Source organism: Arthrobacter sp. P1_D12, from assembly GCF_056406175.1.
Genome location: NZ_JBFUAR010000005.1, coordinates 309,304 through 332,029 on the forward strand (window position 1 = coordinate 309,304; position 22,726 = coordinate 332,029).

Consider the following 22,726-nt stretch of genomic DNA (forward strand, 5'->3'; position numbering starts at 1 on the left):
GGCAACCGCGAGCACACAAGATGCGGCCAGGGAAAGCGCGGACGCAACACAGACGAGCGTTGATACGACGAACCCGCCAGAGTCGAGCCCGCCGCGGTCCGGCACAGAGAAGTCGAGCACAGAAAAGAAGGCAGCAGTGTCAGTTGGTCAGGGCCACCCCGAGGGCTCCGAGGAGTTCAGGAAATGGCTGTCGGGGCTCAAGCCCGTCACCGGTGCAGATACCATGCTGCGCTTCACCAAGACGCCCGAAGGCTCAATTGACCTGACTCATGCCCATCCCTCGGGGCTCGCCCAGCTGATGGCAGGGCGGCGCACCCGGCTCTCGACCCTGATCCGCGACCGCCAGCAATTCGTTGTCGCGGCCAGGGCATCGCGCAACCTGCGCTCCAAGATTTTCGAACTCGCCAATGACCGCGGCATCGACGCGGGATATTTCTCCGCCGGCACGGTCGTCTGGACCTCCGCCGTCGGCGGTAAGCCGCAACGGATCTCGGCCCCGGTCATGCTCACCGCCATTTCCCTCACGGTGCGCCCCGGCGAGGACGACTACGAGCTGCAGCTCACCGAACAGGCGCAGATCAACCCGGCGCTGGTCCGGCACCTCAAGACCGTCCACGGGATCGTTTTCGACGTCAACGCGGTGACGCGGATGGCGTACAGCACGGCACGTTACGACCCGCAGCCCGTTCTGGACCGCCTGGGCACCCTGGTCCAGCCGATTCACGGTGCGGAGGTCGAACACAACCTGCTCGTCTCCACCTTCGCCGACCTCTCCGGCAACCTCGATGACCCTTGGATCAACCAGAACAACCCACTGGTCACCGCGCTGGCTCGGTCCGGTTCCGGCGAACTGGTCGACGTGCCTGCGCTGGAACCCGGCCGCTTCCCCAGCACGGACGACCGTGACCCCGCCGACGAGCTTCTGCTGCTCGACGCCGACACGGACCAGCAGTATGTGGTCGACGCCGTCCGGGCGGGCGACTCGCTGGTGGTCAGCAGCCCGCCGGGCACGGGCCAGACCCAGACCGTCATCAACACCATCGGCGCCCTGGTGGACGAGGGCAAGTCCGTCCTGGTGGTTGGCGACAGGCGGGCCAGCCTCGCCGAGATCTCCGGGCAGTTGGATGGCCTGGGCCTGGATTCGGTCCTCTTGCAGCTGACAGGCAGCGCCAGCCCCCTGCAGCTGAAGGGCCAGCTGGTGCGGGCGATCGTCCGCAACGAGAAGTCGCTGCAGCCGCAACTGAGCAACCTGCACGCCACACTGACCGGGCACCGCCACGCCCTCATGGACCACGTAGCCTCCCTGCACAACGTACGGGCGCGCTGGGGTTGCTCGCCGTATGAGGCCATGCAGTCCCTTGCCGAGCTGACCTCCATCCAGCCGGCACCGGCGACGACCGTCCGGCTCAAGCGCAGCGTGCTGGACAATATCCGGGACCGCGAGGAGCTCGCGGGCCGGCTCCGCCGCGCCGCCGAGCTCGGCAGCTTCAGCCGCGCGTCGACCACCAGCCCCTGGCACGGCGCGCGCCTGCTGACCCGCAAGGAGACGCAGGAAGCGCAAGGCGTTGCCCAGTCCGTTTCGGAAAAACTGCCGTTGCTGCGCGGGCGCATGGATGCTGTGGCGGAACACGCAGAGATCCGGCTCGGCCGGACCTTCGCCGAATGGGGCGAGCAGATCGAACTTCTCGTGGCCGTCCGCGAAAGCCTGGACAAGTTCACTCCCGACATCTTTGACCGGCCCGTCCACGACCTGATCTCGGCCACCGCGTCCTCTGCCTGGCGCCGGGAACGCGGGATCGAAATGCCGTCCATGCAGCGCTCACGCCTGCGCCGCGTGGCCAAGGAGTACGTCCGGCCCGGCGTGCACATCGCGGACCTGCACAGCTCCCTGGTCCTCGTGCAGGAACAGCGCGCCGCCTGGTCCGGCTACGCGACCACGCAGCGGCACCCTGCCGTGCCGTCCGGGCTGGCTGAAATCACCGGCCTTTACCGGGAGCTCGCAGCGGAACTGGCTGAACTGGGCCAGGCTGTCAAGCACACCGCCGCCGGCGGCGACTTGGACCGCGCACCCTACGACGAACTCCTGCCCCGGGTGCGGAGGCTAGTCGCCGACACCGCGACCCTTGAAACCCTTCCGGAGCGCACGCTGCTCGTCGAAAGCATGCGAGAGCACGGCCTGGGCGAGCTTCTCGCCGACCTTGCCGAGCGCGAGGTCCCGGAGGGTTCGGTGACCGCCGAACTCGAGCTGGCCTGGTGGCAGTCGGCCCTGGAGGCCATGATCAGCGGCGATGACTACCTCGCCATGTCCGACGGCGACGCCCTGCGCCAGCTTGAGGCGGAGTACCGTCTCGCGGACAACGCCCATATCGCCAGCGGCGCTGCCCGGCTGCGCTGGAACCTGTCCGAGCGCTGGCGCACTGCCATCTCGGCGTACCCCCGCCAGGCCGAGCTGTTGCGCAGCCTGCTGAAGGACGGCCGGGTGACCCTGGCAGCCCTGAGCGGCCAGGCGCAGGAGCTGCTGCCCACACTGGTGCCGGTGTGCTCCGTCAGCCCCTACCTCATGACGGGCCTGCTGCCGATCGAGCAGACTTTCGATGCCGTCGTGATCCTCGACGCCGAGACGACCTCGTTGCAGGCCGTCCTCCCGGCAATCGCCCGGTCCCGGCAGGTCATCGCCTTCGGCGACGAACAGATCGCCAGCCCCCGGACGTTTACCGTGGGTGTCGAACGGCTCGCCGCGGGGGAGAGCTCCTACCAAAGCGTTGAGAGCTCGTACCGGGCACTCTCTGCCGTGCTTCCGGTCTGGAACCTGAGGACCGTGTACCGTGCGGTCGATGAAGACCTGGTGCGCCAGCTCAGCAAGGGTTTTTACGGCGGGGAACTCACCCGCCTCCCGGAGGGTCAATCCGCCACAGGGCTGGACCGTACCCTCAGCGTGGAGTACCTCCCTGACGGCACGGGGCTGCCCAGCGCTGACCATGACGGCGTCGAATCGGTTGTTGCCGAGGTCAACCGTGCGGTGGAGCTGGTCTTCGAGCACGCCCGGCTCCGCCCCCGGACGTCGCTGGCCGTGGTGACCGGCAGCCTACGACATGCCGCCCGGATCGGCGAGGCCATCAGGGCGCAGCTGCCCAACCACCCCATGCTGGGCAGCTTTTTCAGTGCGGGGGATGAGTCCTTCCGCGTGGTGGATCTGGAACGGGCCCAGGGCCTGGTCCGCGACCACGTCATTTTTTCCCCGGGCTATGGGCGCACCCCGCATGGGCGCACCCTCCACAGCCTCGGGCCGCTTTCCGCCGAAGGTGGCCGAGCAAAATTCGCCCTGGCGATGACGCGTGCCCGCCGGTCCCTGCACGTGCTCAGCTGCTTCCGGCCCGAAGACCTTGACGTCAGCCGCCTCAGCCACGGCGCCGTGGACTTCTACGAACTCCTGGACCGTGAGATCGCGGGCAACACGGACCTTGGCAGCCCCGCCTCCCGGGCAGCGGCCAGCGAGCAGGCGCTCGGTGCCGATCCGCTCGTGGCCGACCTGGGAGACCGGCTCCGGGCCCGCGGGGCACGGGTGTGGCACCAGTACGACGGCGTCCTGAACATGGTGGCGGCCGCCGATCCGATGACCACGATCGGCCAGGACGATGCGGAGATTCCCCGTCCGGTGGCGATCGAGTCGGATGGCACCAGCCACTACCGGCGGATGAGCGTCCGGGAACGGAGCAGGCTCCGGCCGCAACTCCTGGAGCGGCTTGGCTGGCGGTACATGCCCCTGTGGACCATAGAGGTCTTCACCGACCCCTCGGCCTGCGCCGACCGGATTGGCGGCTACCTCGGGTTGGAGAAGCCCGCCGTGTCCAGCCGGTTGCGGACATCGCCCGGGTTCTTCGACGACGGCATTGAGCACCTGGCGATCGACGAGGCGCGGGCCGCCGAGCACCACGTGGCGGCCGAACCCTCGGGACAGGTATTCCGCGGCCACGAAACTGCCGGCCAAGAATTCCGCCGGCAGGCACCAGCATCCGCAATGACAGGCGATACAGGCAGTAAGGAGGCCGGCGGCATGAGTGCGGACGGCATCACCAGCAACACCGGCAAGACCGGCGACACCGACAACACGAACGACGCCGCCAAGACCGGCGACACCGGCGCCCGCGAAGCCGGCGTGGCGGGGGCCACGGCCGACACCGCGGGGCCGAAGACCGGTGAATCGACCGGCGCCGCGGCCGACACCGCTGGGCCGAAGTCCGGCGAAACGACCGGGGAATCGCCCGGCGACGGGCCGGACCAGGAGGCCGCGAAGGAGACGTCCCGCCGCTCCGAGGCACAGGCCACCGTTCCGGAGGGTGTGCTGCCGAACAAGGCGGCGGAAGACGACCCCCGGCGTTGGGGTGACCAGCCTGATAATTACGATCACGACGCCTGGCTCCAGGAACAGAAGCCTCCGCACTGGGGCTGACGGGCCCCAAGCTCGGAGCCTGCGGGCGCGGCCTGCGTCGGCGCAAACCGCCCGGCCACTGGCCCGGCGGGAACGCCCTGCTGGCTGGACAGCTAGCCCGGCGGTGACGCCACAAGCACGAAAAACAATTTGCCCTGGGTCGACGCGCCCGCCAGCCTTCGGGCCTGCTCGGCGGTCGCTGCCACCACCACCAGCCCGTCAGTCTCCGCAGTAGCGGGCCAGGGGCTGGCCTTGCCGCCCTGCGCCGACGTCCAGAGCACTGGCACGGCTTCGGCCAGGATTTGGCTTTCGCCGGGTTGTTCCATGCCGTTGCCGGCAGTCAGCACCACATTGACGAGCTGCCCGGGGGAGACGAGTTGGATGGAGGCCGGATCTGCCATCCTCAGCGGCACGGCCGCGGAGCCGCGTGGGCTTCCGGCGAGCAGGCCCGGTCCCAGGATCTGGGCGTCGGTGAGGAGCTGTCCCTGGCGCAACGGTGCGGCCAGCTGTTTTCCCTCGAAGGCGGTCTCGCTGCCGGGGCTGCCCGCAGGAATAAGGCCGCGTGGCACGCTGATCCTGCTGAGATCGCCGGGTTCCAGGGACTTTCCAGCGGGCAGATCGGCCGCGGCGGCGAAGGCTGCGACAGTGTCAGTCGGCGCTGGAGCCAGTTGCTGAACTGTCAGTCCGGCGGGGATGCAGAACAGGAGAGCCGCGATCAGCCGCCGGTTCCGGTTCAGCCAGCTGCGCAGGCGGCGCCACGACGGACGGCCGCGGGGCGGACGCCGGCGGGGTTTCGCGGGACCGATCCGACTCCGGAACGGGAGGCGTGCGGCGGAAAACGTGGCGGCAGGAAGGCTTGCGGGGCGGATCCCGGTACGGGACCAGCGGCCGGTGCCCGCTTCAGGCATTGCGGCGCGGAACGGCCTGAACGAAGGCGCGGAAGACGGCCCGGACGCCGCCGGGGCAGCCGTCTTAAACGAAGGCGGGGAAACCGCGGTGAGGAAAAGTTCCATGCCGCCACGCTACGGATCCGCGCAGAGCGGCGGCAGCCGCGGAACGTCCTATGTGGACAACGGCAACAGCGGCCAGCGCCGGGCAGTGCCCAGCATCAGCCGGCGGCCGGCGCCAACCCGGCAGGTGCCTTAGCTGGCGGCGGCGGCGGCGGGCGCGGGGGTGGCCGCGGGAGCTGCAGGAGCCGGGGAAACCGTGCTGCCCTTGGTGTCGCGCGAATCGGTCCGGTAGAAGCCGGAGCCCTTGAACACTACGCCGACGCTGTTGAACTTCTTGCGCAGCGTGCCCTGGCACTCGGGGCAGGACGTCAAGGAGTTGTCGCTGAACGACTGCACGATCTCGAAGGCGTGGCTGCAGTCCTTGCAGGCGTATGCATACGTGGGCACTGGAAATCCTCCTCAGGGGCAAACGAGCAGGTCCCGTGCCGCCGAGTCCGGATCACCGCCGATATGTCTATCGACCTGTTCCGTCTTTGGCAGTCGCAGGGCCTGAGTGCCAATTCTATCACCTTGGAAGGAACCCGGATCAGGCGGCCCGGGATCGGCCGAGCCGGATGATCCCGCCCGGGGTCAGCGCCGTGTCGACTTTCCGGTCGAACGACTCCGCGGGGATGCTGCCTGCGGGCAGCACCTCCGTGTCATAGACGACGGCGGCAGTCGGCAACGTGACAGCGTCGGCTGCCATGTCCACCGCCCCGTCGGGCGCGGAGGACATGGCAGCCAGGGCGGCAAGGAACTTGTCGTAGTAGCCGCCGCCTTGCCCGATTCGGTTGCCCGAGAAATCCACCGCGGTGGCCGGCAGGAAGATTGCGGTGGCGTCCCGCATGACTTCGGTACCGTGTCGCTCTCCGACAGGCTCCTGGATAGGCGCGTACCGGCTGCGGACAAACCCGGACTGGGGAGTCCAGTAAACCCAGCTGAGCTCGATGTCGGGTTCGCAAACGGGCAGCAGCACCTTGTGCCCGGCCTCGACCAGGGCAGTCAGCAGTGGCAGTGTGGGCGGTTCGGCGCCCACCCCGAGGTACGCAGCGAAGGTGCCCTGGCGGCCGCGGCCAAGCCCGGAGGCCCACTCGAGCCCATGGCTGGCGATGCCCGCCGCGGCGGTGTCCTGTGCGGCCAGCGGGAGTGCAGAACGCGCCGCCCTGTGGCTGGATCGAATTTCATCTTTTGACGCCATCTTGGCCCGTCCTCTGCCTCTTGCGGCCGCGCTGCACCGGGGGGCCCGGCAGGCGGTTCGCATAATGATTACGCAATGATTGGTCCCTCCGTTAGATTAGTCGTGTGAATACACCCATCGCTTCCGTCCGCAAGGCCGTTATCCCCGCCGCGGGCCTTGGTACCAGGTTTCTCCCGGCCACAAAGGCCATGCCCAAGGAAATGCTGCCTGTCGTTGACAAGCCGGCCATCCAGTACGTCGTCGAGGAGGCCGTGAATGTCGGCCTGAACGACATCCTGATGATCACTGGCCGCAACAAGCGGGCGTTGGAGGACCACTTCGACCGCGTCCCCGCGCTGGAGTCCACCCTGAAGGCGAAGGGTGACACTGCGAAGCTCGAATCCATCCAGGCCGCCAGCAACCTCGGTGACATCCACTACGTCCGCCAGGGCGATCCCATGGGCCTCGGCCACGCCGTCCTCCGGGCCAAGCAACACGTCGGGCAGGAGCCGTTCGCCGTCCTCCTGGGAGATGACCTCATTGACGCCCGCGATGAGCTCCTCAGCACCATGATCGAGGTCCAGGCCAAGACCGGCGGGTCGGTGGTCGCTCTGATCGAGGTGGACCCGTCCCAGATCAGTGCCTACGGCTGCGCGGACGTCGAGGCAATCGGCGGTGAGGACTACGTCCGCATCAACCAGCTCGTGGAGAAGCCCGATGTCGCGGACGCCCCGTCCAACCTGGCCGTGATTGGCCGCTACGTGTTGCACTCGGCCGTCTTTGAAGTGCTGGAGCGCACCGCGCCCGGCCGCGGCGGGGAAATCCAGCTCACGGACGCCCTGCAGGAACTCTCGGCCGGCACCGGCGAGGGCTACGGCGTGTACGGCGTCATCTTCCGCGGCCGTCGCTACGACACCGGCGACAAGCTCAGCTACCTCAAGGCCTGTGTCCAGCTCGCCTGCGACAGTGAGGACCTCGGCCCGGGCCTGCGCGAATGGCTGCCCGGCTTCGCGTCCAGCCTGGCCCCCAGCCTCGCCAAATAACTCCCGTGGGGGGCAGCTTCACCTGGCCGGTGACCTTGGAGAGCGGCGATATCCTGTTGCGCCCGATCCGGTACCGGGACCGCAAGGAATGGACAGCGCTCAGGTCCCGCAACTGCGAGTGGCTGGCCCCCTGGGAGGCATCGAACCCGGTCCCCGGCGGCGGCCTGCCGGACTACCGGCAAATGGTGCGCTCGCTCAAGGCGCAGGCCGCGCAGGCCACGGCCTTGCCGTTCGTAATCGCGGAATGGACTCCAGGCCATCAGGCTCCGGTGATCGTGGGGCAGCTGACGGTGTCCTCGATCGTCTGGGGGTCGGCCATGATGGCGACGCTTGGCTATTGGGTCGACAAGGAACGGGCCGGCCGGGGGATCGCCCCGACCGCCGTGGCCATGGCGACCGACTATTGCTTCGGCACCCTTGGCCTGCACCGCATGGAGATCAACATCAGGCCGGAGAACGCGCCGAGCCTGCGCGTGGTGGAGAAACTCGGGTTTCGTGACGAGGGATTCCGGCCCCGGTTCCTGCACATCAACGGTGAATGGGCAGACCACCGGACCTTCGCGCTCACGGCTGAGGAAGTGCCGGAAGGCCTTCTCGCGCGGTGGCTGAGAACCCGCCAGTCCTGATGCCCGTGATAGCCGCCTGACCAGCCACGACGCCCCGACGCCGGCCAGTCGCCGCTGCGTGCGCGACACACCCCTGACAATGCGGGGCAGCACCCCATATACCTCATACGGTTTTGAGTGTGGACTTCCCTCTTAGCAGCTCTGTGATCCTTGTCATTGCTGTTGCGCTCTGGATCGTGTGGGTGGCGCCTTACGTTCTCCGGAACGGACGCCACCAGCTGCAGCCTGCAGGCGAATTCCTGGCGGATGTCATTGACATGGAACCAGCAGATCCACATGCGGGGAAGGTTATGAAAATGGCGGCGCAGCAGGAGAAACCCATGATCAGCACACAGCGCGCAGACCCTGCCGGCGGCACACCTGGGCCCGGGGCGGGCAAAGCGGCGACCCCTCGGGTGAGCCCGATTGCTGCGGCGGGCTCCCCGGCGTTCCGGATTCGTTGGGGGCGGCTGGTGCTGGCGGTAGCCGGGCTCCTGGCGCTCCTCACGGCAGTGGTGTCCGGAGTCCTTCGACTTTTCGGCATCGGTTCAGGCTGGCTGCCGGTGACCGCCCTCTTGGGCGCCTTCGCCGCAGTGGCGCTGCTTCGCCGTCTTGCCGTCCGCGATCGCCGGCGGAAGATCAACGCTGCATTCCGTGAAGCCATGGGCAGCCCGGAACGCACCCCTGCGCGGCCGTCCGTGCCCGAACTGACCCCCTCCCTTCCCGACGGACGTCCCGCTGCCCGGCCGGAAAGCCCGCTCTTCGACGCCGAAGCGGGCCGCGACACGCCCGAGCCCGCGCCGAAGCCGCTGACCGCACTGGAACTCCGCCAGGCCGCCCTCGCTGAAGCCGTCGCCTCTGGGGATGCCTCGGCGGCCATGGCAGCCGACACGGGTGCAGTAGCGGAGGGCGCGAGCTGGGAGCCCGTCGAGGTTCCCAAGCCCACCTACGTCGAAGCGCCGAAGGCCGAACGTGCAGCCCCAATGCCCCTCGACCTTCCCGAGGCGCCGAAGGCCGTAGGGAAACCGTCTCTCAAACAGGCCTCGGCGCGACCGGCGGCGTCCGATCCGCAGACCGCCGACGATTCTGAGTCGAAGCAGCTCAGCAAGGCCCAGAGCGCCTTGAGCAACCTGGATGACGTCCTCCAGCGGCGCCGCGCCTGATCCGACCAGTCCTTCCGGAGATTACCCCGGGCAGCCAGCGATGGCGGCCCGGGGTTTTCCATTTCCCCGCAGCGTCGCCGGCGGGCTTCGCTGCGGTAGCCTCGGGTCATGACAAGGATCTGCGTTGCCGGTGGAACCGGGCAAGTGGGCCGAGAAGTGGTGCGCCTGGCCGTCGACGCCGGGCACGCCGTGGCCGTCCTTAGCCGCAACCCGCCAGGGGCCGGCGCCGCCGGCAACATCCGGGGCGCGGAATACTTCCGCGCGGACGTCACGACGGGAGAGGGGATAGCGGCCGCCTTGGCCGGCGCCGACGTCGTGATCGATTGCCTGGAAGGACGCGCCGGGAAGGCGCGCAAGAACTTCGCCGACGGCGGTGCGCTGCTTCTGGCCGCTGCACAGGACGCGGGAACGGCCAGGGCCGTCATGCTGTCCATCGTGAACTGCGATCGCAGCAACTCCTCCTTCTACCGGTCGAAAGCTGCCAAAGAACACGCCTACGAGCTGTCCGGACTCGAGACCGTGGTGGTCCGGGCCACCCAGTTCCACTCATTGCTCGCGATGATGTTCGGCGCCGGCTCAAAGCTGCGGATCATCCCCGTGGTCAGAGGTGCCAGGTTTCAGCCGGTATCGCCGGCCGACGCAGCCGCGGTGCTGCTGGAGACCGCCGTTGAACCGGCGCCCGTTCCAGCCGCGGGCCCGCGGCACCGGGTACTGAACCTCGGCGGCCCGGAATCCAAAGACATGGTCGACTTTGCCCGGGAATGGCAGCGAGCCACCCGCGCAAAGGGTCAACTCGTGCGCTTCCCACTGCCCGGAGCGATGGGCCGCTACCTGCGCGAGGGGTTGAACCTGGTGCCGGAAGCGCGACACGGCACCGAGACTTTCCGCGGCTGGCTGGAAAACAGCGCAGATAGTTTGTAGCCTAGGGACACCGGCAACGCCGTTCCGTCAGGACCGGCGTTGCTTCGGGGCTATAGCTCAGTTGGTAGAGCGCTTCGTTCGCATCGAAGAGGTCAGGAGTTCGAATCTCCTTAGCTCCACAGATTTCAAGGGTTTTTGAACCTTTGAGTGCGAGAATGTGTGCGTGAAAAGACATTGCCGGCCGCCCTCGGCGTCCCTGCCCGGTTCCGGGGCGATGCGATGGTGCGTACTAATGCCCGCCGACTGATGCCCGCCGACGAGGAGCAAACATGGGAGCCGCAGCGATCGGGACCCGGGCGGCGTCGAACGTCGCCCTGCACGTCGGCACACCGGGACCGGCCGTGGCCAGCGAAGCGGCAGCGCTCAACGAATCTCTCGGCTCCGGTTTCACTCAGCCATCAGCTCTGGCGCAACTCTCAGCCGATGGCGGGGGAGTCCTTATCCGTGCCCGCGGCCGGGGCGGCGGGCTCCTGGGCGCGGCAACCGCCCGCGTCCTGGACCGTGCGTCCCACGCCGTACTGCAGGACCGCCTGCGCATCACCGGAGTCGACGCCGGCCTGGACGGCCGCCGGGTTGGGGAGCTGAAGTCCGTCGTCGTCGCGCCCGCAGCCAGGGGGACGGGCGTCGGCTCGATCATGATCGCGGCCAGCCTGGACTTTCTGAAGGCCCGCGGCTGCCACGATGTCGTGTCCGCGTCCTGGGTCTCGGCCGATCCACAGCACTCTTCCCTGGGGATGCTGGAGCGGGCCGGTTTTGCGCAGGTGGCCACGATCCCCGCCTTCTGGGCGGACGACCAGCAGGCAGCCGGCTACCTCTGCCCCCTCTGCGGCGCCGGGTGCGTCTGCGCGGCCGTCATCCTGGTGCTCCCACTCGAGGGCAGCGCCGGCCGCGGCTAGAGCGCTTCCTTGGCCAGGGCCGCGGTGCCGGGAGGGGTCGTGCGGCCGAGCCGGTCGTCCAGTCTGACGCGCAGCCTGGCGGCGGCGACCCGAACCCGGTGATGCGAGAGGGCCGCCGGGCCGGTAATCTGCGCAGCGACGTGCTGCCCGTTGACTGTGCTTTCCCCGGCCCCGTTCACGGACTCCCACGCGATGTCCAGAAGCTCAAGCTCCTCGTTGCGGGCCAACTCGCTGCGGGCGAGCACATCCAGCGCTGCCAGCCCCAGGGCTTTGCTGTCCCCGTCCTCGTCCAGGGCACGGTCCAGCGCCCATTGGGTCCGTTTCCACCACTCGGCCCGGTCGTCGGCGACGGCCTTCTGGCGCAGAGTCCGCCAGGCCATGAACGCTCCCACGGCTGCCGCTACAAGTACAGCAACAGGGGCAAGCGCGGCAACGATCTGCCACCACTCGGCCGGACCTGTGTGGAGGAGGACTTCAACCGGAACCGGAGACGGGGCAGGTGTTGGCGGCATGCGACCAGCCTAAGCCGCGGCCCGGACAGTGGCAGGCGGCGTGGCGGCCGCGGCGGGTTCGGCGCTCCCGACCGGTCACCGGTTCGGAACACCAGTGATTTCATGAGATGGTGTGAACCTGCGTGAACGGCGCCGTGGCCGCGCCGGCGCAGCAATCCGGGCGGCAAGACCATCGTGCAATCCAGCGGCAAAGCAGCCGAATCCAGCGCAGGCATCAAAGATAGACATCCAGCGCAGACAAGGCCACCACCGATGAAGAACACCACCCCGATCGCCCTGGCCCTGCTGTCTCTTCTGCTGACCGCGGCCTGTTCCGCCTCCCCGAGCCCCGAACCGTCCGCCGGGACCCCTGCGGCGGGCCTGCCGGCGTCGCTGCCCAAGCCTGACCCTGCCCAGCAGGAAGCCCTGCTGGCCGCGCTGGCCAAGATCAACCCCCGCCTGCCAGACGACCAGGCAATCGACAAGGCCCGCCGCCTGTGCGGCCGACTGCTGGGGCAATCGACGGCGGACCAACTCATCGCTGCCGCAAAGACGGAGTTCAGCGGGGACGTCCCCGCCCTCCCGGACGACGACGCCCAGCGGATCATCTCGGCGATCGGGGCCAACGGGTTCTGCCGCTAGCCTTGTTAACAACACGAGGAGAACTATGACCACCCTGAAAGAACGCCTGCACGCCGACGTCGTGAGCCACATGAAGGACCGCAACAAGGTTGCCCTGACCACCGTGCGCAACGTCCTGGGCGAGATCGAAACCCGGGAGAAATCGGGCAAGACGCCAATCGTGCTGGACGACGCACAGGTGACCGCACTCCTGCAAAAGGAAGCCGCCAAACGCCGCGACACGGCCCGCATCTACACCGAGGCCGGCGAAGCCGAGCGCGCAGCGGCCGAGATCGCCGAGGCCGAGGTGATCGAGGCCTACCTGCCCAAGCCACTGACCGCGGCGGAAGTCGAGACGATCGTGGACGAGGTCATCGCCGCGCTCAAGGCCGACGGCGTCGAGCTGTCCATGCGTCAGCTGGGGGCAGTGATGAAGCCCGTCACCGCCACGGTGGCCGGACGTTTTGACGGCAAGGCCGTCAGCGAAATCGTCCGCAACCGTCTCGCGCAGCAGTGAGCCTGGTCCGGCTGCACGACGTCAGCGTCCGCTTCGACAACATACAGATCCTCCGCGAGGCGTTCTTCCGTCTGGAGCCCGGGGACCGGGTGGGCCTGATCGGCAAGAACGGCTCCGGGAAGACCTCCATTCTCAAGCTCGTCCTGGACCAGGTCTCCCCGGATACGGGAACGGTCACCGTGGAGCAGGGAACCAGGGTGGGGTACTTCTCCCAGTTTTCCGAGCTCGACGGTGAGGCAACCATCCTTGCGGTCCTTGACGGACTGTTTGTCGAGATCAAGGCTGCCGAGGCCGAGCTGGCAGCCATCGACGCCGCCATTGCGGCTGACCCGGCCGAGGCGGAGCTGGACCGGCTGATCCGGCGCCAGGCCGAGCTGTTCGAGGACATGGACCGCCTCGACGGATGGGATTACCAGCGGCGCATCGACACAGTCCTGACCACGCTGGGGTTTAGCGACGCCCACCGCACGTGCGCGATTGACGAACTCTCCGGCGGGTGGCGCAACCGCGCCGCCCTGGCCAAGATCCTGTTGGAGGGCCCGGACGTCCTGCTGCTGGATGAACCCACCAACTACCTCGACGTCGCCGGTGTCGAATGGCTCGAAAACTGGTTCCGCGACTACCGCGGCGCCGCGATCATCGTCTCGCACGACAGGAGGTTCCTTGATGCGGTGGTCACCCGGATCATCGAGGTGGAAAACTTCCACCTGCACGAGTACCCCGGAAACTTCGCCGAGTACGTGGTCCAGAAGCAGTTCCGGCTCAAGACGCTCGAGGCGCAGTTCGTCCATGAGTCAGAGCTCCTCGCTTTTGAAGCGGAGGGCATCGCCGACCGCAGGGAGGCCGCCAAGGCCGCCAGCCGCGGGTTGGGGAACCAGCTGGCCAAGATCAAGAAAGCGCGGACACCACGTCCCGTGGACCAGATCGTCACCGAGATCTACGGCGGGCTGCACGTGAAGGATGTCCTCTGCCGGGTCGAAGGACTGGGCAAGTCCTATGGCGACAAGGTCCTGTTCGAAGACCTGAGCTTTGAGATCCGCCGCGGCAACAGGATTGTGGTCCTGGGCTCCAACGGCAGCGGCAAGTCCACGCTGCTGAAAGTGCTGACCGGGGAGGAACCGGCGGATTCCGGTGAAGTGGTCTGGGCGAAGGGGCCGGGTTTTGTTTCCTACAACAAAATGCTGGAAGAGCTCGACGACGCCGACACCGTTTCGCACGCGGTCAACGCGCTGCCGGACAGCCTGGCCTTCAGCGCCACGAAGAAGTCCGTCAACAGGTTCCTCGCCATGTTCCAGTTCTCCGAGGCCGACCTCAAACAGAAGATCGGGAACCTCTCCGGCGGACAGAAAGCCCGCGTCGCCATGGCCCAGTGCCTGCTGTCCGGGGCCTCGGTGCTGCTCTTGGACGAGCCCACCAACCACCTGGACATGTCCAGCACCCAGGTGATGGAGCGGGCACTGCTCCACTTCCCCGGCGCGGTCGTCGTGGTCAGCCACGACCGCTTCTTCACCGAGAAGATCGCCACCCGTCAGCTGGTCTTCGGAACCGACGGCGCAGAACCCGGCGACGTCGACGTACGCGCGGCCTAAGGGCGTGGTGATTGCCCCGAGCCCCAGTGTTTGCCCAGCATTGGCTCAGGATGTGGAATGAGCGGCTAAAGGGCCGACAATTGGTTGTTTCCGAGCGGTRGCGTGGCGCTGGCTGCCGACCGGGGGGACGGCAGCGGTCTCATATCCGCCGTGAAAGGATTCTCCCGTGGCAGGAATCATCGGCTGGCTCAGTGCTCTGGGCACCACAGGCAAGGCAGTAGTAGTGGCCTCCGTCGTCGTCACTGGCGGGGCCGGCGCAGCGGCGGCCACCGCGACCACCAATCTCCCGGCTGACCCGGCGTCAACCATGACGGCGACCGGCACCGAAACCTCTGACCCGGCCGAGTCGGGCGGGTCGGAGACTCCGGCAGTGGGCGACCAGGAAGCCGCCGCCGAGGAAGCCGCGATCACGAATCGTCTGATTCGTCTGAACCGTCTGCATCGGGCGATCCGGCTAAGTCGGATGACCAGGAGGCGGACGACCAGGGCGCAGGCGATCAGGGCACAGAGGTGGACGCGGACGACCAGAACGCGGACGACCAGGGCGCGGAAGAGGTCGCGGACGCGCAGGAGCCTGCCGCCCCGGCCCCCGCTGCTCCGGCCCCGGCGCCCGCCGAAGACGATGCGAAGGATTCGGCCGACGCGCCGGAAGCCGACGCGTCCCACGCCTCGAACGGCAACAGCGGATGGGCACACCGGAACGCCGCCGAGCACCGCGCCGCCGGCCATGCCAACGCCGCTGAACACCGTGCGGCCGGCCAGGCCAACGCCGCCGAGCACCGCGCGGCCAGCCAGACCTAGGCCGCCGAACACCGTGCCGCGCCGGCCGGTCTTGACAGCGATCACGCCGGGTCCGCGAGATAATGGAACCATGACCAATCAGCAGCAGGACCGCGACCCGTGGGAGGAGTTCGACAAACTCCAGCCCGCCGGTCCGGACCGGGTTGCGGGGTACCCCGGTGGGGAACCGCAGGGCTTCGGCTTCCGCACCGGCGTCCGCAGCGCCAGGGTAGCCCTCGGATTTGCCGTCTACTCCCTGGCGCTCGGGAGCATTCTGGTCCTCACCGGGGCCATCGTTTTCATCGGCAGCGGGAAGTGGCTGCTGCTCGGGCTGATGGTGCTCATCGAGGTCGTCTTCGTCCTGGCGTTCCGACGGCTCATGGTCCAGGTCCGGCACCGCCGCGCGTCCGGCTAGAGCCAGCCCTTCTTCTTGAAGATGGCGTACATCAGCGCCGCCGTGCCGGCCATGAGCGCGATTGCCATCGGGTAGCCAAGCGTCCAGTGCAGCTCCGGCATGTTGTCGAAGTTCATGCCATACAGCCCGGCCACAAATGTCGGAGCGAAGAAGATCGCGGCCCACGACGAGATCTTCTTGACCTGTTCGTTTTGTTCCGCGCTGGCCTCGTTCTGGCGGTTGGCGGTCAGGGTTCCGTCCAGGGTGAGCGCATTCTGCAGCAGGTCACGGAACGAATCGGCGCGGGAAATCAGCCGCTCCACGTGGTCCTCGACGTCGCGCAGGCTGTGCTGCAGTTCAATGTCCACCCGGTACTTCTCGAAGCCCCGGCGGAGCTGTTGCATCATTGCCGGGAGCGGGTGGATGGCGCGCTGGAAATGGATGACTTCCCGGGCGAGCTCGTAGATCCTCCGGGACACCAGGGGGTCGCCGCTGAAGAGCTGGTCCTCGATCTCGTCGATGTCGTTTTCCAGCCCGGCCACCACGGGACCGTAGTCATCCACCACCTGGTCCATGAGTGCGTACAGGACGGCCTCGGGCCCGTGGCGCAGCAGATCGGGCCGGCCCTCCATCCGGCGCCGGACCTGGCCCACTACTTTCGTCTCGGCGTGCCTGACGGTGACCACGAAGTTGCGCCCCGTGAAGACGTGGAGCTCGCCGAACTCCACGGTTTCGGTCTCGTCCAGGTACCGGGCGGGCCGGAGCACAGTGAACAGGTTGTCGTCGTAGCGTTCCAGTTTGGGGCGCTGATGGGCAGAGATCGCGTCCTCCACCGCCAGCCCGTGCAGGTTGAATTCTGCCGCCACGGCCGCCATTTCCTCAGTGGTCGGCCGGTACAGGCCGATCCAGGCCATGCCCCCGTGCTCGGTCAGGGTCTCGAAAGTCTGCTCGAGGTTCCGCGGCTCGGCGCTGCGGATGCCGTCAACGTAGACGGCGTTGTCGATGATAGTCACCGGGACATTATCCTTTGTCCATCTGGAATTCGGCGGACCCGGACCGCCGCGACGCGGACCGGCCGGGAGCCAGCGCGTTGCCTTGGGCGAGCCGGCTGATCAGCGGTTCGGTCCGGTACGGGATATGGGTGTGCAGCGCCAGGACGGTCTCGGTGCGGATGACCCCCTTGACCCGAAGGATCGACCGGAGTGCCGCCTGGAGATTGTGCGTATCCGTCGCCACCACCCGGCACCAGACGTCGCCGCGCCCGGAGATCTCGTGCACTTCCAGGACCTGGGCGATCAGCCGCAGGGCCCCCACGACGCCGTCGAGTTCCCGATGGTTGACCTCGATCGTCACGAACGCGACGACGTCGTACCCCACCGCCTCCAGATCGATTTCACGGCCGCCGTCGTGCAGCACACCGGAGCGCAGCATGCGCCGCACGCGCGACTGGGCAGTGTTCCGGGCGATGCCCAGGGCGTCACTGAGCTCGCCGATCTGGATCCGCGGATCCCGGATCAGCTCCAGCAGAATCTTCAGGTCGGTGGGGTCCAGACTGTTCAAATCATCACTCCGGTTCACTTGGACAGCCAGAGAATGACTGTTTTGCTCAATTTTGACACAATTTTTGGCCATGCCGATCACTGGTATTGCATTCTGTACATACCAAACTTTCAACCGGGCCGGGCGGTTCCCCCACAACAGGGAAAGCCCGGCCTGCACTTTGCAAGGGCACGGCCATGACAGTCTTTAGCGAACTCCGCATGCGCCCGGCCACAGCTGACCGCTGGGGCTGGGACGCCTCCACCACCGCACGGCTCGTGATGGCAGGGGTGGTGATCTTCACGCTGCTCGTCGGCGCAAATCTTGCGACGCCGCTGTACCCGCTGTTGCAGGCAAAACTCGGAATCACCGCGCTCGATGTCACGGTGGCGTTCTCTGCCTACGTCCTGGCGCTCGTGGCCACCCTCGTCCTCGCCGGCCACTGGTCCGACCACATCGGCCGCCGCGCCGCCCTCGTGCTGGCAGTGCTGGTGGGCCTGGCCGGCGGCTTTGTCTTCGCCACCGCGGGCAACCTCGTGGCGCTCTCCGCCGGGCGCGCCCTGCAGGGCGTCGCCGTCGCGCTCGCCACCGGGGCCAGCTCGGCTGCCCTGCGCGAGCTGCTGCCCAGCCGGCCGGAGTGGGCCTCACGGTTCACGCTCCTGGCCTCCGCCGGCGGGGTGGCGGCCGGCCCCGCAATCGGCGGGATGCTGTCCCTCCTGCCGGGCCCGACGTCGACGCCGTACTACCTGCACTCCATCGTTCTCGCCGCGGTGCTGGTGCCCCTGTACCTGCTCAAGGCGCGGCCGGCCATCAGCCTGCACGCCGGTCCCCAGACCCTGCGGGTCCTGGCACCGCGGCGGCCTTCGGTCTCCAGCGACGCGCGCGGCGCCTTCTGGCTGGCGTCGTCCGTGGGCTTCCTGAGCTTCACCGTTTTTGGCTTCTGCCTCTCGCTCGCCCCCGGCTATTTCGCCCAGATTGTCCACGCCGATTCGCGGCCGCTGATCGGCCTGCTGGCAGGGCTGACGCTGGGATCCTCAGCCCTGAGCCAGCTGCTGGCCATCCGGGGACGGTTTGCCGTGTCCGCCGGCCTGGCCGTCCTGGGCGTCTCCGTCCTGCTGATCGCCGCGGCCGCCGCCTGGAGCAGCCCGTGGCTGCTGATTCTGGCCAGCATCACTGCCGGCGTGGGGCAGGGCGTGGCCTTCCGGACCGTGTTCAACGACGTTGCCGGCAGGGTGGAAGCTGCCCGGCACGCCCAGATCATCAGCACCGTCTATGTGATCACGTACCTTGGCAGCGCCTTCCCGGTGATCGGGTTGGGGCTCGCAGCCGGGATCGTCGGGCTGCAGAGCGCGGTCGCCGGTTTCGTCACGGTGTGCGCCGCCGCCGCACTGACGCTGGCGGCCGTAACGCTGCGAAGCGCCCTGCGCCGGGTCTAACTGCGCCGGGTCTATCTGCGCAGGGTCTAACTGCGTCTGCCGGGCCTGTTAGGGCAGCGGGCCGTGGTTGCCCTGGATGTGGTCGAAGACCAGCGTGGTTTCGGTGTGGCCCACCACGGGGTCGGTGGCCAGGTTGTCCAGAACCCAGTCACGGAGGTCCTCGGTGGTGGCGACGGCGATGTGCAGCAGGTAGTCCACCGACCCGGACGTGTGGAACGTCGAGAGCACTGCCGGCAGTTTGGGCACCCGGGCAGTGAAACGGTCGATCTGCTCGCGGTCATGGGCCCGGAGCCGTACCGCAATGAGGGCCTGGACCGAACGCCCGATCGCGGACAGGCTCAGATTGGCCTCGAAGCCCTCGATGATGCCGCGCTCGGACAGCGCGCGGGTGCGCATCAGCGCGGTTGACGGCGCGATCCCCACGAGCTCTGCCAGCTGTTTGTTCGAGATGCGGGCGTCCGCGACGAGGGCAGCGAGCAGGCGCTCGTCGATCGCGTCCAGCGGTTCGCTGGCTCCCGGCCGAACATTCTTCGCAGTGCTGCTCACGGATCCTCCTAGTAGTGTTCTCCGTTCATCATAAACGGCGTTATCCGACAGTTCCATTCAGAACCCCTACAAAAGCGCGAATTATTGCCAGATACTTGCGGAATTCAATGGTGAATATTCGTAAGGAGCTAGGGTGCTTTCTCAAGATTCATTGGCGGTCCACGCAGGCCGGAGCGGGCTCACGGAACTGGGCGTCCACGCGGTGCCCATCGATCTGTCCACGACGGCGCCCCTGCCGTCCGTGCACGACGGAGGCCTTGCCTACGAGCACATGGCCACCGGCGGCTCACATGTGGAGGGGCAAAGCACGGTCTACCAGCGGCTGTGGAACCCCACGGTGGCTCGCTTTGAGGAAGGCGTCGCTGTCCTGGAAGGCACGCCCGAGTCTGTCGCCTTTGCCACCGGAATGGCGGCGCTGAGCGCGGTGCTCCTCGCGGTTGTGGCCGCGGGCAAGAAGCACGTTGTCGCCGTGCGTCCGCTGTACGGCGGCAGCGACTACCTCTTGGCCTCCGGCGTCCTTGGCAACGAGGTCACCTTCACGACGCCGGAGGGCGTCGGCGCCGCACTCCGGCCGGACACCGGCCTGGTGATCCTCGAGACGCCGGCCAACCCGACCCTCGAGCTGGTGGACATCGCCCGCGTGGCAGCCGCCGCCGACGGTGTGCCGCTCCTGGTGGACAACACGTTCGCCAGCCCGGTACTGCAGCAACCCTTCAAGCACGGCGCGGCCATGGTGCTGCACAGCGCCACGAAGTTCTTGGGCGGCCACGGGGACGCCATGGGTGGCGTGGTGGCCGCAGGCTCTGAATGGGCGGTGCGCCTGCGCCAGATCCGGGCCGTGACCGGCGGCATCCTGACCCCGTGGCCGGCGTACCTGCTGCACCGCGGGCTGGCAACGCTCCCGGTCCGGGTCCGCGCCCAGCAGGCCGGCGCCGAAAAAGTCGCTGTTGCGCTGGCAGGGCACGGGCTCGTGAGGCGGGTTTACTACCCGGGACTGGCCGAATGCGACCCGCAGGGCCTGGTGGGCACACAGATGTCCGGGCCGGGATCGCTCATGGCCTTCGAGCTCGCCAGCGCCGAGCACGCCGAGCGGATCCCGGCCGCCGTCGGCATGATCACCCACGCCGTGTCCCTCGGCGGGATCGATACCCTCATCCAGCACCCGGCGGGCCTGACCCACCGGCCGGTCGAAGCCGCGGCCAAGCCGCACGCGAACCTGCTGCGGATCTCGGTGGGGCTGGAGGACCCGGCCGACATCGTCGCCGACCTCGTGCAGGCGATCGAGGCTACGCGGTAGCCCGCGGGTCCGAGCCCGATGCCGTGACCCTGCCGGCGGCCGCGGTGCCGGTTGCGGGCACCGGCGCGGGATGCGCGACGGCGGTGATTCGGAGCCGATGCTGTGTGCCGCGAAGAAGCCGCCCGTGAACAGCAGCAATCCCGCCAGGATCGCGGCCAGCTGTTCCGTGAGCGTCAGGGCCAGGCCGCCTGCCATCAGTGCGGTGCCGGCGATCAGGACGGTGCGCCGGCCGAACCTCGACGTCAGGCCCGCTGCCCAGCGCGCCGAGACGGTTCCGGAGAGGTAGGCCAGGAAGATCAGGCTGATCGCGGTCGCGGGCAGGCTGAACGGTTCCCCTGAGAGCCGGAATCCGAGGTAGTTGTAGACGGCCACGAAACCGCCCATGAGCAGGAATGCCTGGACGTACAGGGCCAGGAGCCGGGGATTGCGGCCATGGCCGGCCAGCGTGCGAAAGGCCCCGCGAAAGCCGCCCGCGGCCGCGGCGGTGAAGCCCTTGGCCCGGGGCACCAGAACCAGGAACAGTACTGCCGCTCCGGTGGCCAGAACGGAAACCGCCAGGGCCGCGGCCCGCCAGCCCCACAGTTCGCCCGCAGGCCCGGCGACCAGCCGGCCGGCCAGGCCGCCCAGGGTGGTCCCGGCGACATAGCTCCCGGCGGCGAGCGCGGCGTGTGCCTTGTTGACTTCCTCGTTGAGATACGCGATGGCGATCGCCGGGATGCCGCCGAGGGCCATTCCCTCCAGCATCCGCAGGGACAGCAGTACAGGGAAGCTGGGGGCCAGTGGGACCAGCAGGCCCAGGACGGTGGCCGCGGATATGCCCCACATCATTGCCCGGACGCGGCCGATCCGGTCGGCCAGGAAGGACCACGGGAGCACCGTCAAGGCCAGCCCCACCGTCGCCAGGGAGATGGTCAGCGCGGCCTCGGCGGCCGAGACGCGAAGATCCGCCGCCAGCAGCGGGAGCACCGCCTGGGTGGAGTAAAGCTGCGCGAAAGTTGCGACGCCGGCAAAGGCAAGCCCGGCGAGGATCCGGCGGTAGGCCGTGGAGCCCTTCGGATGGCCCGCCCATGCGGCAGCGTTAGCTGCAAGATTGGCTGCAGAATCAGCTGCGTCCTTGGCCGCGGGGCGTGGGCCGGTGCCGGTGGGTGCGGAAATGCGTGGCATGCCTTTAGGCTAAAGCCTGCCCGAGGGATGCTTCCAATGCATGATTTCCATAGAATAGATAGCAAATATGGATCAGTGCTGGAGGGTAACATGGACGTCGAACACAGGCAGCTCGTGCAGCTGCTGCCCCTGCTGCCGCTGCTGGCGGAACTGGGGCGGACGGAGCACATTACCGAGACGGCCGAGCTCCTGGGCCTGCCGCAGTCGACCGTGAGCCGTGCCATTGCGCGGGCCAGCGCCATCGTGGGGACGGAGCTGCTGATCCGGGACGGCCGGGGCGTGCGGTTGACGCCCGCGGCGAAGGCGCTCATGCCCCACATCGAGGCCGCCCTGGCCGAATTCCAGACGGGGCTTGACAGCGTCAGGCACGAGTCGGAGGTGGTCCGCGGCCGGATCGCCGTGTCGTTCCAGCACACCTTCGGCGAGGCAATGCTGCCGCTGCTCATCAGTGCGTTCCGGAGCAGGCACCCGCAGACTGCTTTTGACCTCAGCCAGGGTGCACGGGACGGCTGCCTCGCGGAACTGGCCGCGGGCTCCGCCGACGTGGCGCTCACGGCACCCGTTGCCACACCCAGCAAGCGAATCGGTTCGGCCGCGCTGTACCGCGAACCGTTGCGCCTGGTGGTCCACCACCGGCATGCCCTGGCCGGCCGCCGTCGGGCCAAAGTTGCCGAGATCCGGCAGGAGCCCTTCGTGGCGATGGGGTCCGGCTACGGCATGCGCTCGCTGACCGACGCGTTGTTCCGCGAGGCGGGGTTCCGCCCGCGCATTGCCTTCGAGAGCCAGGACTCGCACACCGTCCGCGGCCTCGTCTCGGCCGGACTCGGCGTCAGCATCCTGCCGCCCGGGGGCTCCGCACCCGGCAGAGCCGCACAAAACAGCCACCATCCGTCGCGGGGCACCGAATCCGACGATGGCGGACCGGGCTGGGTGGAGATTCCCCTGGATTCAGACCTGGCGTTCCGCGAGATCGGCCTCGCGTGGCGGGAGCCGGTTTCGCGGAATGCCGTGGCCGATGCCGAGCCCGATCCCGTGCGCTTGTTCCGCGAATTCGTGCTCCGCGACGGTCCGGCGCTCCTGGCAGGCTTCGTGCGCGAACGCTCGGCAGGCTGAACCTGGCCGGGGCCGG

At 68.1% G+C, this 22,726-nt stretch carries 22 protein-coding genes, 1 tRNA gene and 1 pseudogene; 16 read left to right on the top strand and 8 right to left on the bottom strand.

What is annotated here, in order from left to right; translation table 11 throughout:
* Positions 1-136 precede the first annotated feature (136 nt).
* Complete coding sequence (locus AC1DZV_RS05925; protein WP_476953218.1) at positions 137-4,450, top strand: AAA family ATPase; 4,314 nt, start codon at positions 137-139, stop codon at positions 4,448-4,450.
* 92 nt (positions 4,451-4,542) lie between these two features.
* Here the strand turns inward: AC1DZV_RS05925 and AC1DZV_RS05930 are convergent, their stop codons facing one another.
* Positions 4,543-5,442, bottom strand: coding sequence for an RcpC/CpaB family pilus assembly protein (locus AC1DZV_RS05930; RefSeq protein WP_476953219.1), 900 nt, complete (start codon positions 5,440-5,442; stop codon positions 4,543-4,545).
* Between AC1DZV_RS05930 and AC1DZV_RS05935 the strand changes: the two genes are divergently transcribed.
* Positions 5,441-5,575, top strand: a complete 135-nt coding sequence (locus AC1DZV_RS05935) for a hypothetical protein (protein ID WP_476953220.1) — start codon at positions 5,441-5,443, stop codon at positions 5,573-5,575. The two genes, AC1DZV_RS05930 and AC1DZV_RS05935, sit on opposite strands and share 2 nt — an antisense overlap.
* Here AC1DZV_RS05935 and AC1DZV_RS05940 read toward each other — a convergent pair.
* Positions 5,572-5,826 carry an FmdB family zinc ribbon protein gene (locus AC1DZV_RS05940; protein WP_476950048.1) on the bottom strand — a complete coding sequence of 85 codons (255 nt, stop codon included), beginning with the start codon at positions 5,824-5,826 and terminating at the stop codon, positions 5,572-5,574. The two genes, AC1DZV_RS05935 and AC1DZV_RS05940, sit on opposite strands and share 4 nt — an antisense overlap.
* A gap of 139 nt (positions 5,827-5,965) precedes the next feature.
* A complete protein-coding gene (locus AC1DZV_RS05945) occupies positions 5,966-6,616 on the bottom strand; it encodes a 5-formyltetrahydrofolate cyclo-ligase (RefSeq protein ID WP_476950047.1) in 651 nt (216 codons plus the stop codon).
* 104 nt (positions 6,617-6,720) lie between these two features.
* On the opposite strand from AC1DZV_RS05945, the gene galU reads away from it, so the two are divergent.
* The 6 genes from galU (at position 6,721) to AC1DZV_RS05975 (ending at position 11,223) form a co-directional block, all read left to right on the top strand.
* The gene (galU, locus tag AC1DZV_RS05950) at positions 6,721-7,638 is read left to right on the top strand and encodes a UTP--glucose-1-phosphate uridylyltransferase GalU (RefSeq protein ID WP_476953221.1); all 918 of its coding nucleotides are present in this window, start codon (positions 6,721-6,723) and stop codon (positions 7,636-7,638) included.
* Positions 7,639-7,643: 5 nt separating this feature from the next.
* Positions 7,644-8,264, top strand: coding sequence for a GNAT family N-acetyltransferase (locus AC1DZV_RS05955; RefSeq protein ID WP_476953222.1), 621 nt, complete (start codon positions 7,644-7,646; stop codon positions 8,262-8,264).
* Between the two features lie 143 nt (positions 8,265-8,407).
* Positions 8,408-9,406 (top strand): hypothetical protein, encoded by a 999-nt coding sequence (locus tag AC1DZV_RS05960; RefSeq protein ID WP_476953265.1) that lies wholly within the window; start codon positions 8,408-8,410, stop codon positions 9,404-9,406.
* A gap of 108 nt (positions 9,407-9,514) precedes the next feature.
* Entirely contained in the window at positions 9,515-10,327 is an 813-nt protein-coding gene (locus AC1DZV_RS05965; RefSeq protein WP_476953223.1) for an SDR family oxidoreductase, read from the top strand.
* Positions 10,328-10,373: 46 nt separating this feature from the next.
* Positions 10,374-10,446, top strand: a tRNA-Ala gene (locus tag AC1DZV_RS05970).
* 150 nt (positions 10,447-10,596) lie between these two features.
* Positions 10,597-11,223 (top strand): N-acetyltransferase family protein, encoded by a 627-nt coding sequence (locus AC1DZV_RS05975; protein ID WP_476953224.1) that lies wholly within the window; start codon positions 10,597-10,599, stop codon positions 11,221-11,223.
* Here the strand turns inward: AC1DZV_RS05975 and AC1DZV_RS05980 are convergent.
* Positions 11,220-11,735: a hypothetical protein gene (locus AC1DZV_RS05980; protein ID WP_476950042.1), complete on the bottom strand. Its 516-nt coding sequence runs from the start codon at positions 11,733-11,735 to the stop codon at positions 11,220-11,222. The genes AC1DZV_RS05975 and AC1DZV_RS05980 overlap by 4 nt on opposite strands.
* A gap of 252 nt (positions 11,736-11,987) precedes the next feature.
* On the opposite strand from AC1DZV_RS05980, the gene AC1DZV_RS05985 reads away from it, so the two are divergent.
* The 5 genes from AC1DZV_RS05985 (at position 11,988) to AC1DZV_RS06005 (ending at position 15,636) form a co-directional block, all read left to right on the top strand.
* Complete coding sequence (locus tag AC1DZV_RS05985) at positions 11,988-12,356, top strand: hypothetical protein (protein WP_476953225.1); 369 nt, start codon at positions 11,988-11,990, stop codon at positions 12,354-12,356.
* Positions 12,357-12,381: 25 nt separating this feature from the next.
* On the top strand, positions 12,382-12,852 hold the full coding sequence (locus AC1DZV_RS05990) for a GatB/YqeY domain-containing protein (RefSeq protein WP_476953226.1): 471 nt from the start codon (positions 12,382-12,384) through the stop codon (positions 12,850-12,852).
* Positions 12,849-14,441, top strand: coding sequence for an ABC-F family ATP-binding cassette domain-containing protein (locus AC1DZV_RS05995; protein ID WP_476953227.1), 1,593 nt, complete (start codon positions 12,849-12,851; stop codon positions 14,439-14,441). The genes AC1DZV_RS05990 and AC1DZV_RS05995 overlap by 4 nt, the downstream gene beginning before the upstream one ends.
* Before the next feature lie 510 nt (positions 14,442-14,951).
* Positions 14,952-15,242, top strand: a complete 291-nt coding sequence (locus AC1DZV_RS06000) for a hypothetical protein (RefSeq protein ID WP_476953228.1) — start codon at positions 14,952-14,954, stop codon at positions 15,240-15,242.
* A gap of 70 nt (positions 15,243-15,312) precedes the next feature.
* Complete coding sequence (locus AC1DZV_RS06005; protein WP_028275726.1) at positions 15,313-15,636, top strand: hypothetical protein; 324 nt, start codon at positions 15,313-15,315, stop codon at positions 15,634-15,636.
* On the opposite strand, the gene corA is transcribed toward AC1DZV_RS06005, so the two are convergent.
* Both corA and AC1DZV_RS06015 read right to left on the bottom strand, forming a co-directional pair.
* Entirely contained in the window at positions 15,633-16,628 is a 996-nt protein-coding gene (gene corA / locus AC1DZV_RS06010; protein ID WP_028275725.1) for a magnesium/cobalt transporter CorA, read from the bottom strand. The two genes, AC1DZV_RS06005 and corA, sit on opposite strands and share 4 nt — an antisense overlap.
* 7 nt (positions 16,629-16,635) lie before the next feature.
* On the bottom strand, positions 16,636-17,175 hold the full coding sequence (locus tag AC1DZV_RS06015; protein WP_476953229.1) for an Lrp/AsnC family transcriptional regulator: 540 nt from the start codon (positions 17,173-17,175) through the stop codon (positions 16,636-16,638).
* A 176-nt stretch (positions 17,176-17,351) separates the two neighbouring features.
* On the opposite strand from AC1DZV_RS06015, the gene AC1DZV_RS06020 reads away from it, so the two are divergent.
* Positions 17,352-18,590: an MFS transporter gene (locus AC1DZV_RS06020; RefSeq protein WP_079550251.1), complete on the top strand. Its 1,239-nt coding sequence runs from the start codon at positions 17,352-17,354 to the stop codon at positions 18,588-18,590.
* Between the two features lie 48 nt (positions 18,591-18,638).
* Here the strand turns inward: AC1DZV_RS06020 and AC1DZV_RS06025 are convergent, their stop codons facing one another.
* The gene (locus tag AC1DZV_RS06025; protein ID WP_018773770.1) at positions 18,639-19,136 is read right to left on the bottom strand and encodes an Lrp/AsnC family transcriptional regulator; all 498 of its coding nucleotides are present in this window, start codon (positions 19,134-19,136) and stop codon (positions 18,639-18,641) included.
* Between the two features lie 133 nt (positions 19,137-19,269).
* Here AC1DZV_RS06025 and AC1DZV_RS06030 point away from each other — a divergent pair, with 133 nt between their 5' ends.
* The gene (locus AC1DZV_RS06030) at positions 19,270-20,433 is read left to right on the top strand and encodes a trans-sulfuration enzyme family protein (protein WP_476953230.1); all 1,164 of its coding nucleotides are present in this window, start codon (positions 19,270-19,272) and stop codon (positions 20,431-20,433) included.
* Between the two features lie 90 nt (positions 20,434-20,523).
* Here AC1DZV_RS06030 and AC1DZV_RS06035 read toward each other — a convergent pair.
* A pseudogene (locus AC1DZV_RS06035) lies at positions 20,524-21,597 on the bottom strand (MFS transporter); the annotation flags it as partial.
* A gap of 90 nt (positions 21,598-21,687) precedes the next feature.
* Here AC1DZV_RS06035 and AC1DZV_RS06040 point away from each other — a divergent pair.
* On the top strand, positions 21,688-22,710 hold the full coding sequence (locus AC1DZV_RS06040) for a LysR family transcriptional regulator (RefSeq protein ID WP_476953231.1): 1,023 nt from the start codon (positions 21,688-21,690) through the stop codon (positions 22,708-22,710).
* The last annotated feature ends 16 nt before the right edge of the window (positions 22,711-22,726 follow it).

Coding starts and splice junctions, on each gene's coding strand:
- AC1DZV_RS05935 (WP_476953220.1), top strand. CDS start 5,441: ATGCCGCCACGCTACGGATCCGCGCAGAGCGGCGGCAGCCGCGGAACG.
- AC1DZV_RS05930 (WP_476953219.1), bottom strand. CDS start 5,442: ATGGAACTTTTCCTCACCGCGGTTTCCCCGCCTTCGTTTAAGACGGCT.
- AC1DZV_RS05945 (WP_476950047.1), bottom strand. CDS start 6,616: ATGGCGTCAAAAGATGAAATTCGATCCAGCCACAGGGCGGCGCGTTCT.
- AC1DZV_RS05965 (WP_476953223.1), top strand. CDS start 9,515: ATGACAAGGATCTGCGTTGCCGGTGGAACCGGGCAAGTGGGCCGAGAA.
- AC1DZV_RS05975 (WP_476953224.1), top strand. CDS start 10,597: ATGGGAGCCGCAGCGATCGGGACCCGGGCGGCGTCGAACGTCGCCCTG.
- AC1DZV_RS05980 (WP_476950042.1), bottom strand. CDS start 11,735: ATGCCGCCAACACCTGCCCCGTCTCCGGTTCCGGTTGAAGTCCTCCTC.
- AC1DZV_RS05985 (WP_476953225.1), top strand. CDS start 11,988: ATGAAGAACACCACCCCGATCGCCCTGGCCCTGCTGTCTCTTCTGCTG.
- AC1DZV_RS05990 (WP_476953226.1), top strand. CDS start 12,382: ATGACCACCCTGAAAGAACGCCTGCACGCCGACGTCGTGAGCCACATG.
- AC1DZV_RS06005 (WP_028275726.1), top strand. CDS start 15,313: ATGACCAATCAGCAGCAGGACCGCGACCCGTGGGAGGAGTTCGACAAA.
- AC1DZV_RS06020 (WP_079550251.1), top strand. CDS start 17,352: ATGACAGTCTTTAGCGAACTCCGCATGCGCCCGGCCACAGCTGACCGC.
- AC1DZV_RS06040 (WP_476953231.1), top strand. CDS start 21,688: ATGGACGTCGAACACAGGCAGCTCGTGCAGCTGCTGCCCCTGCTGCCG.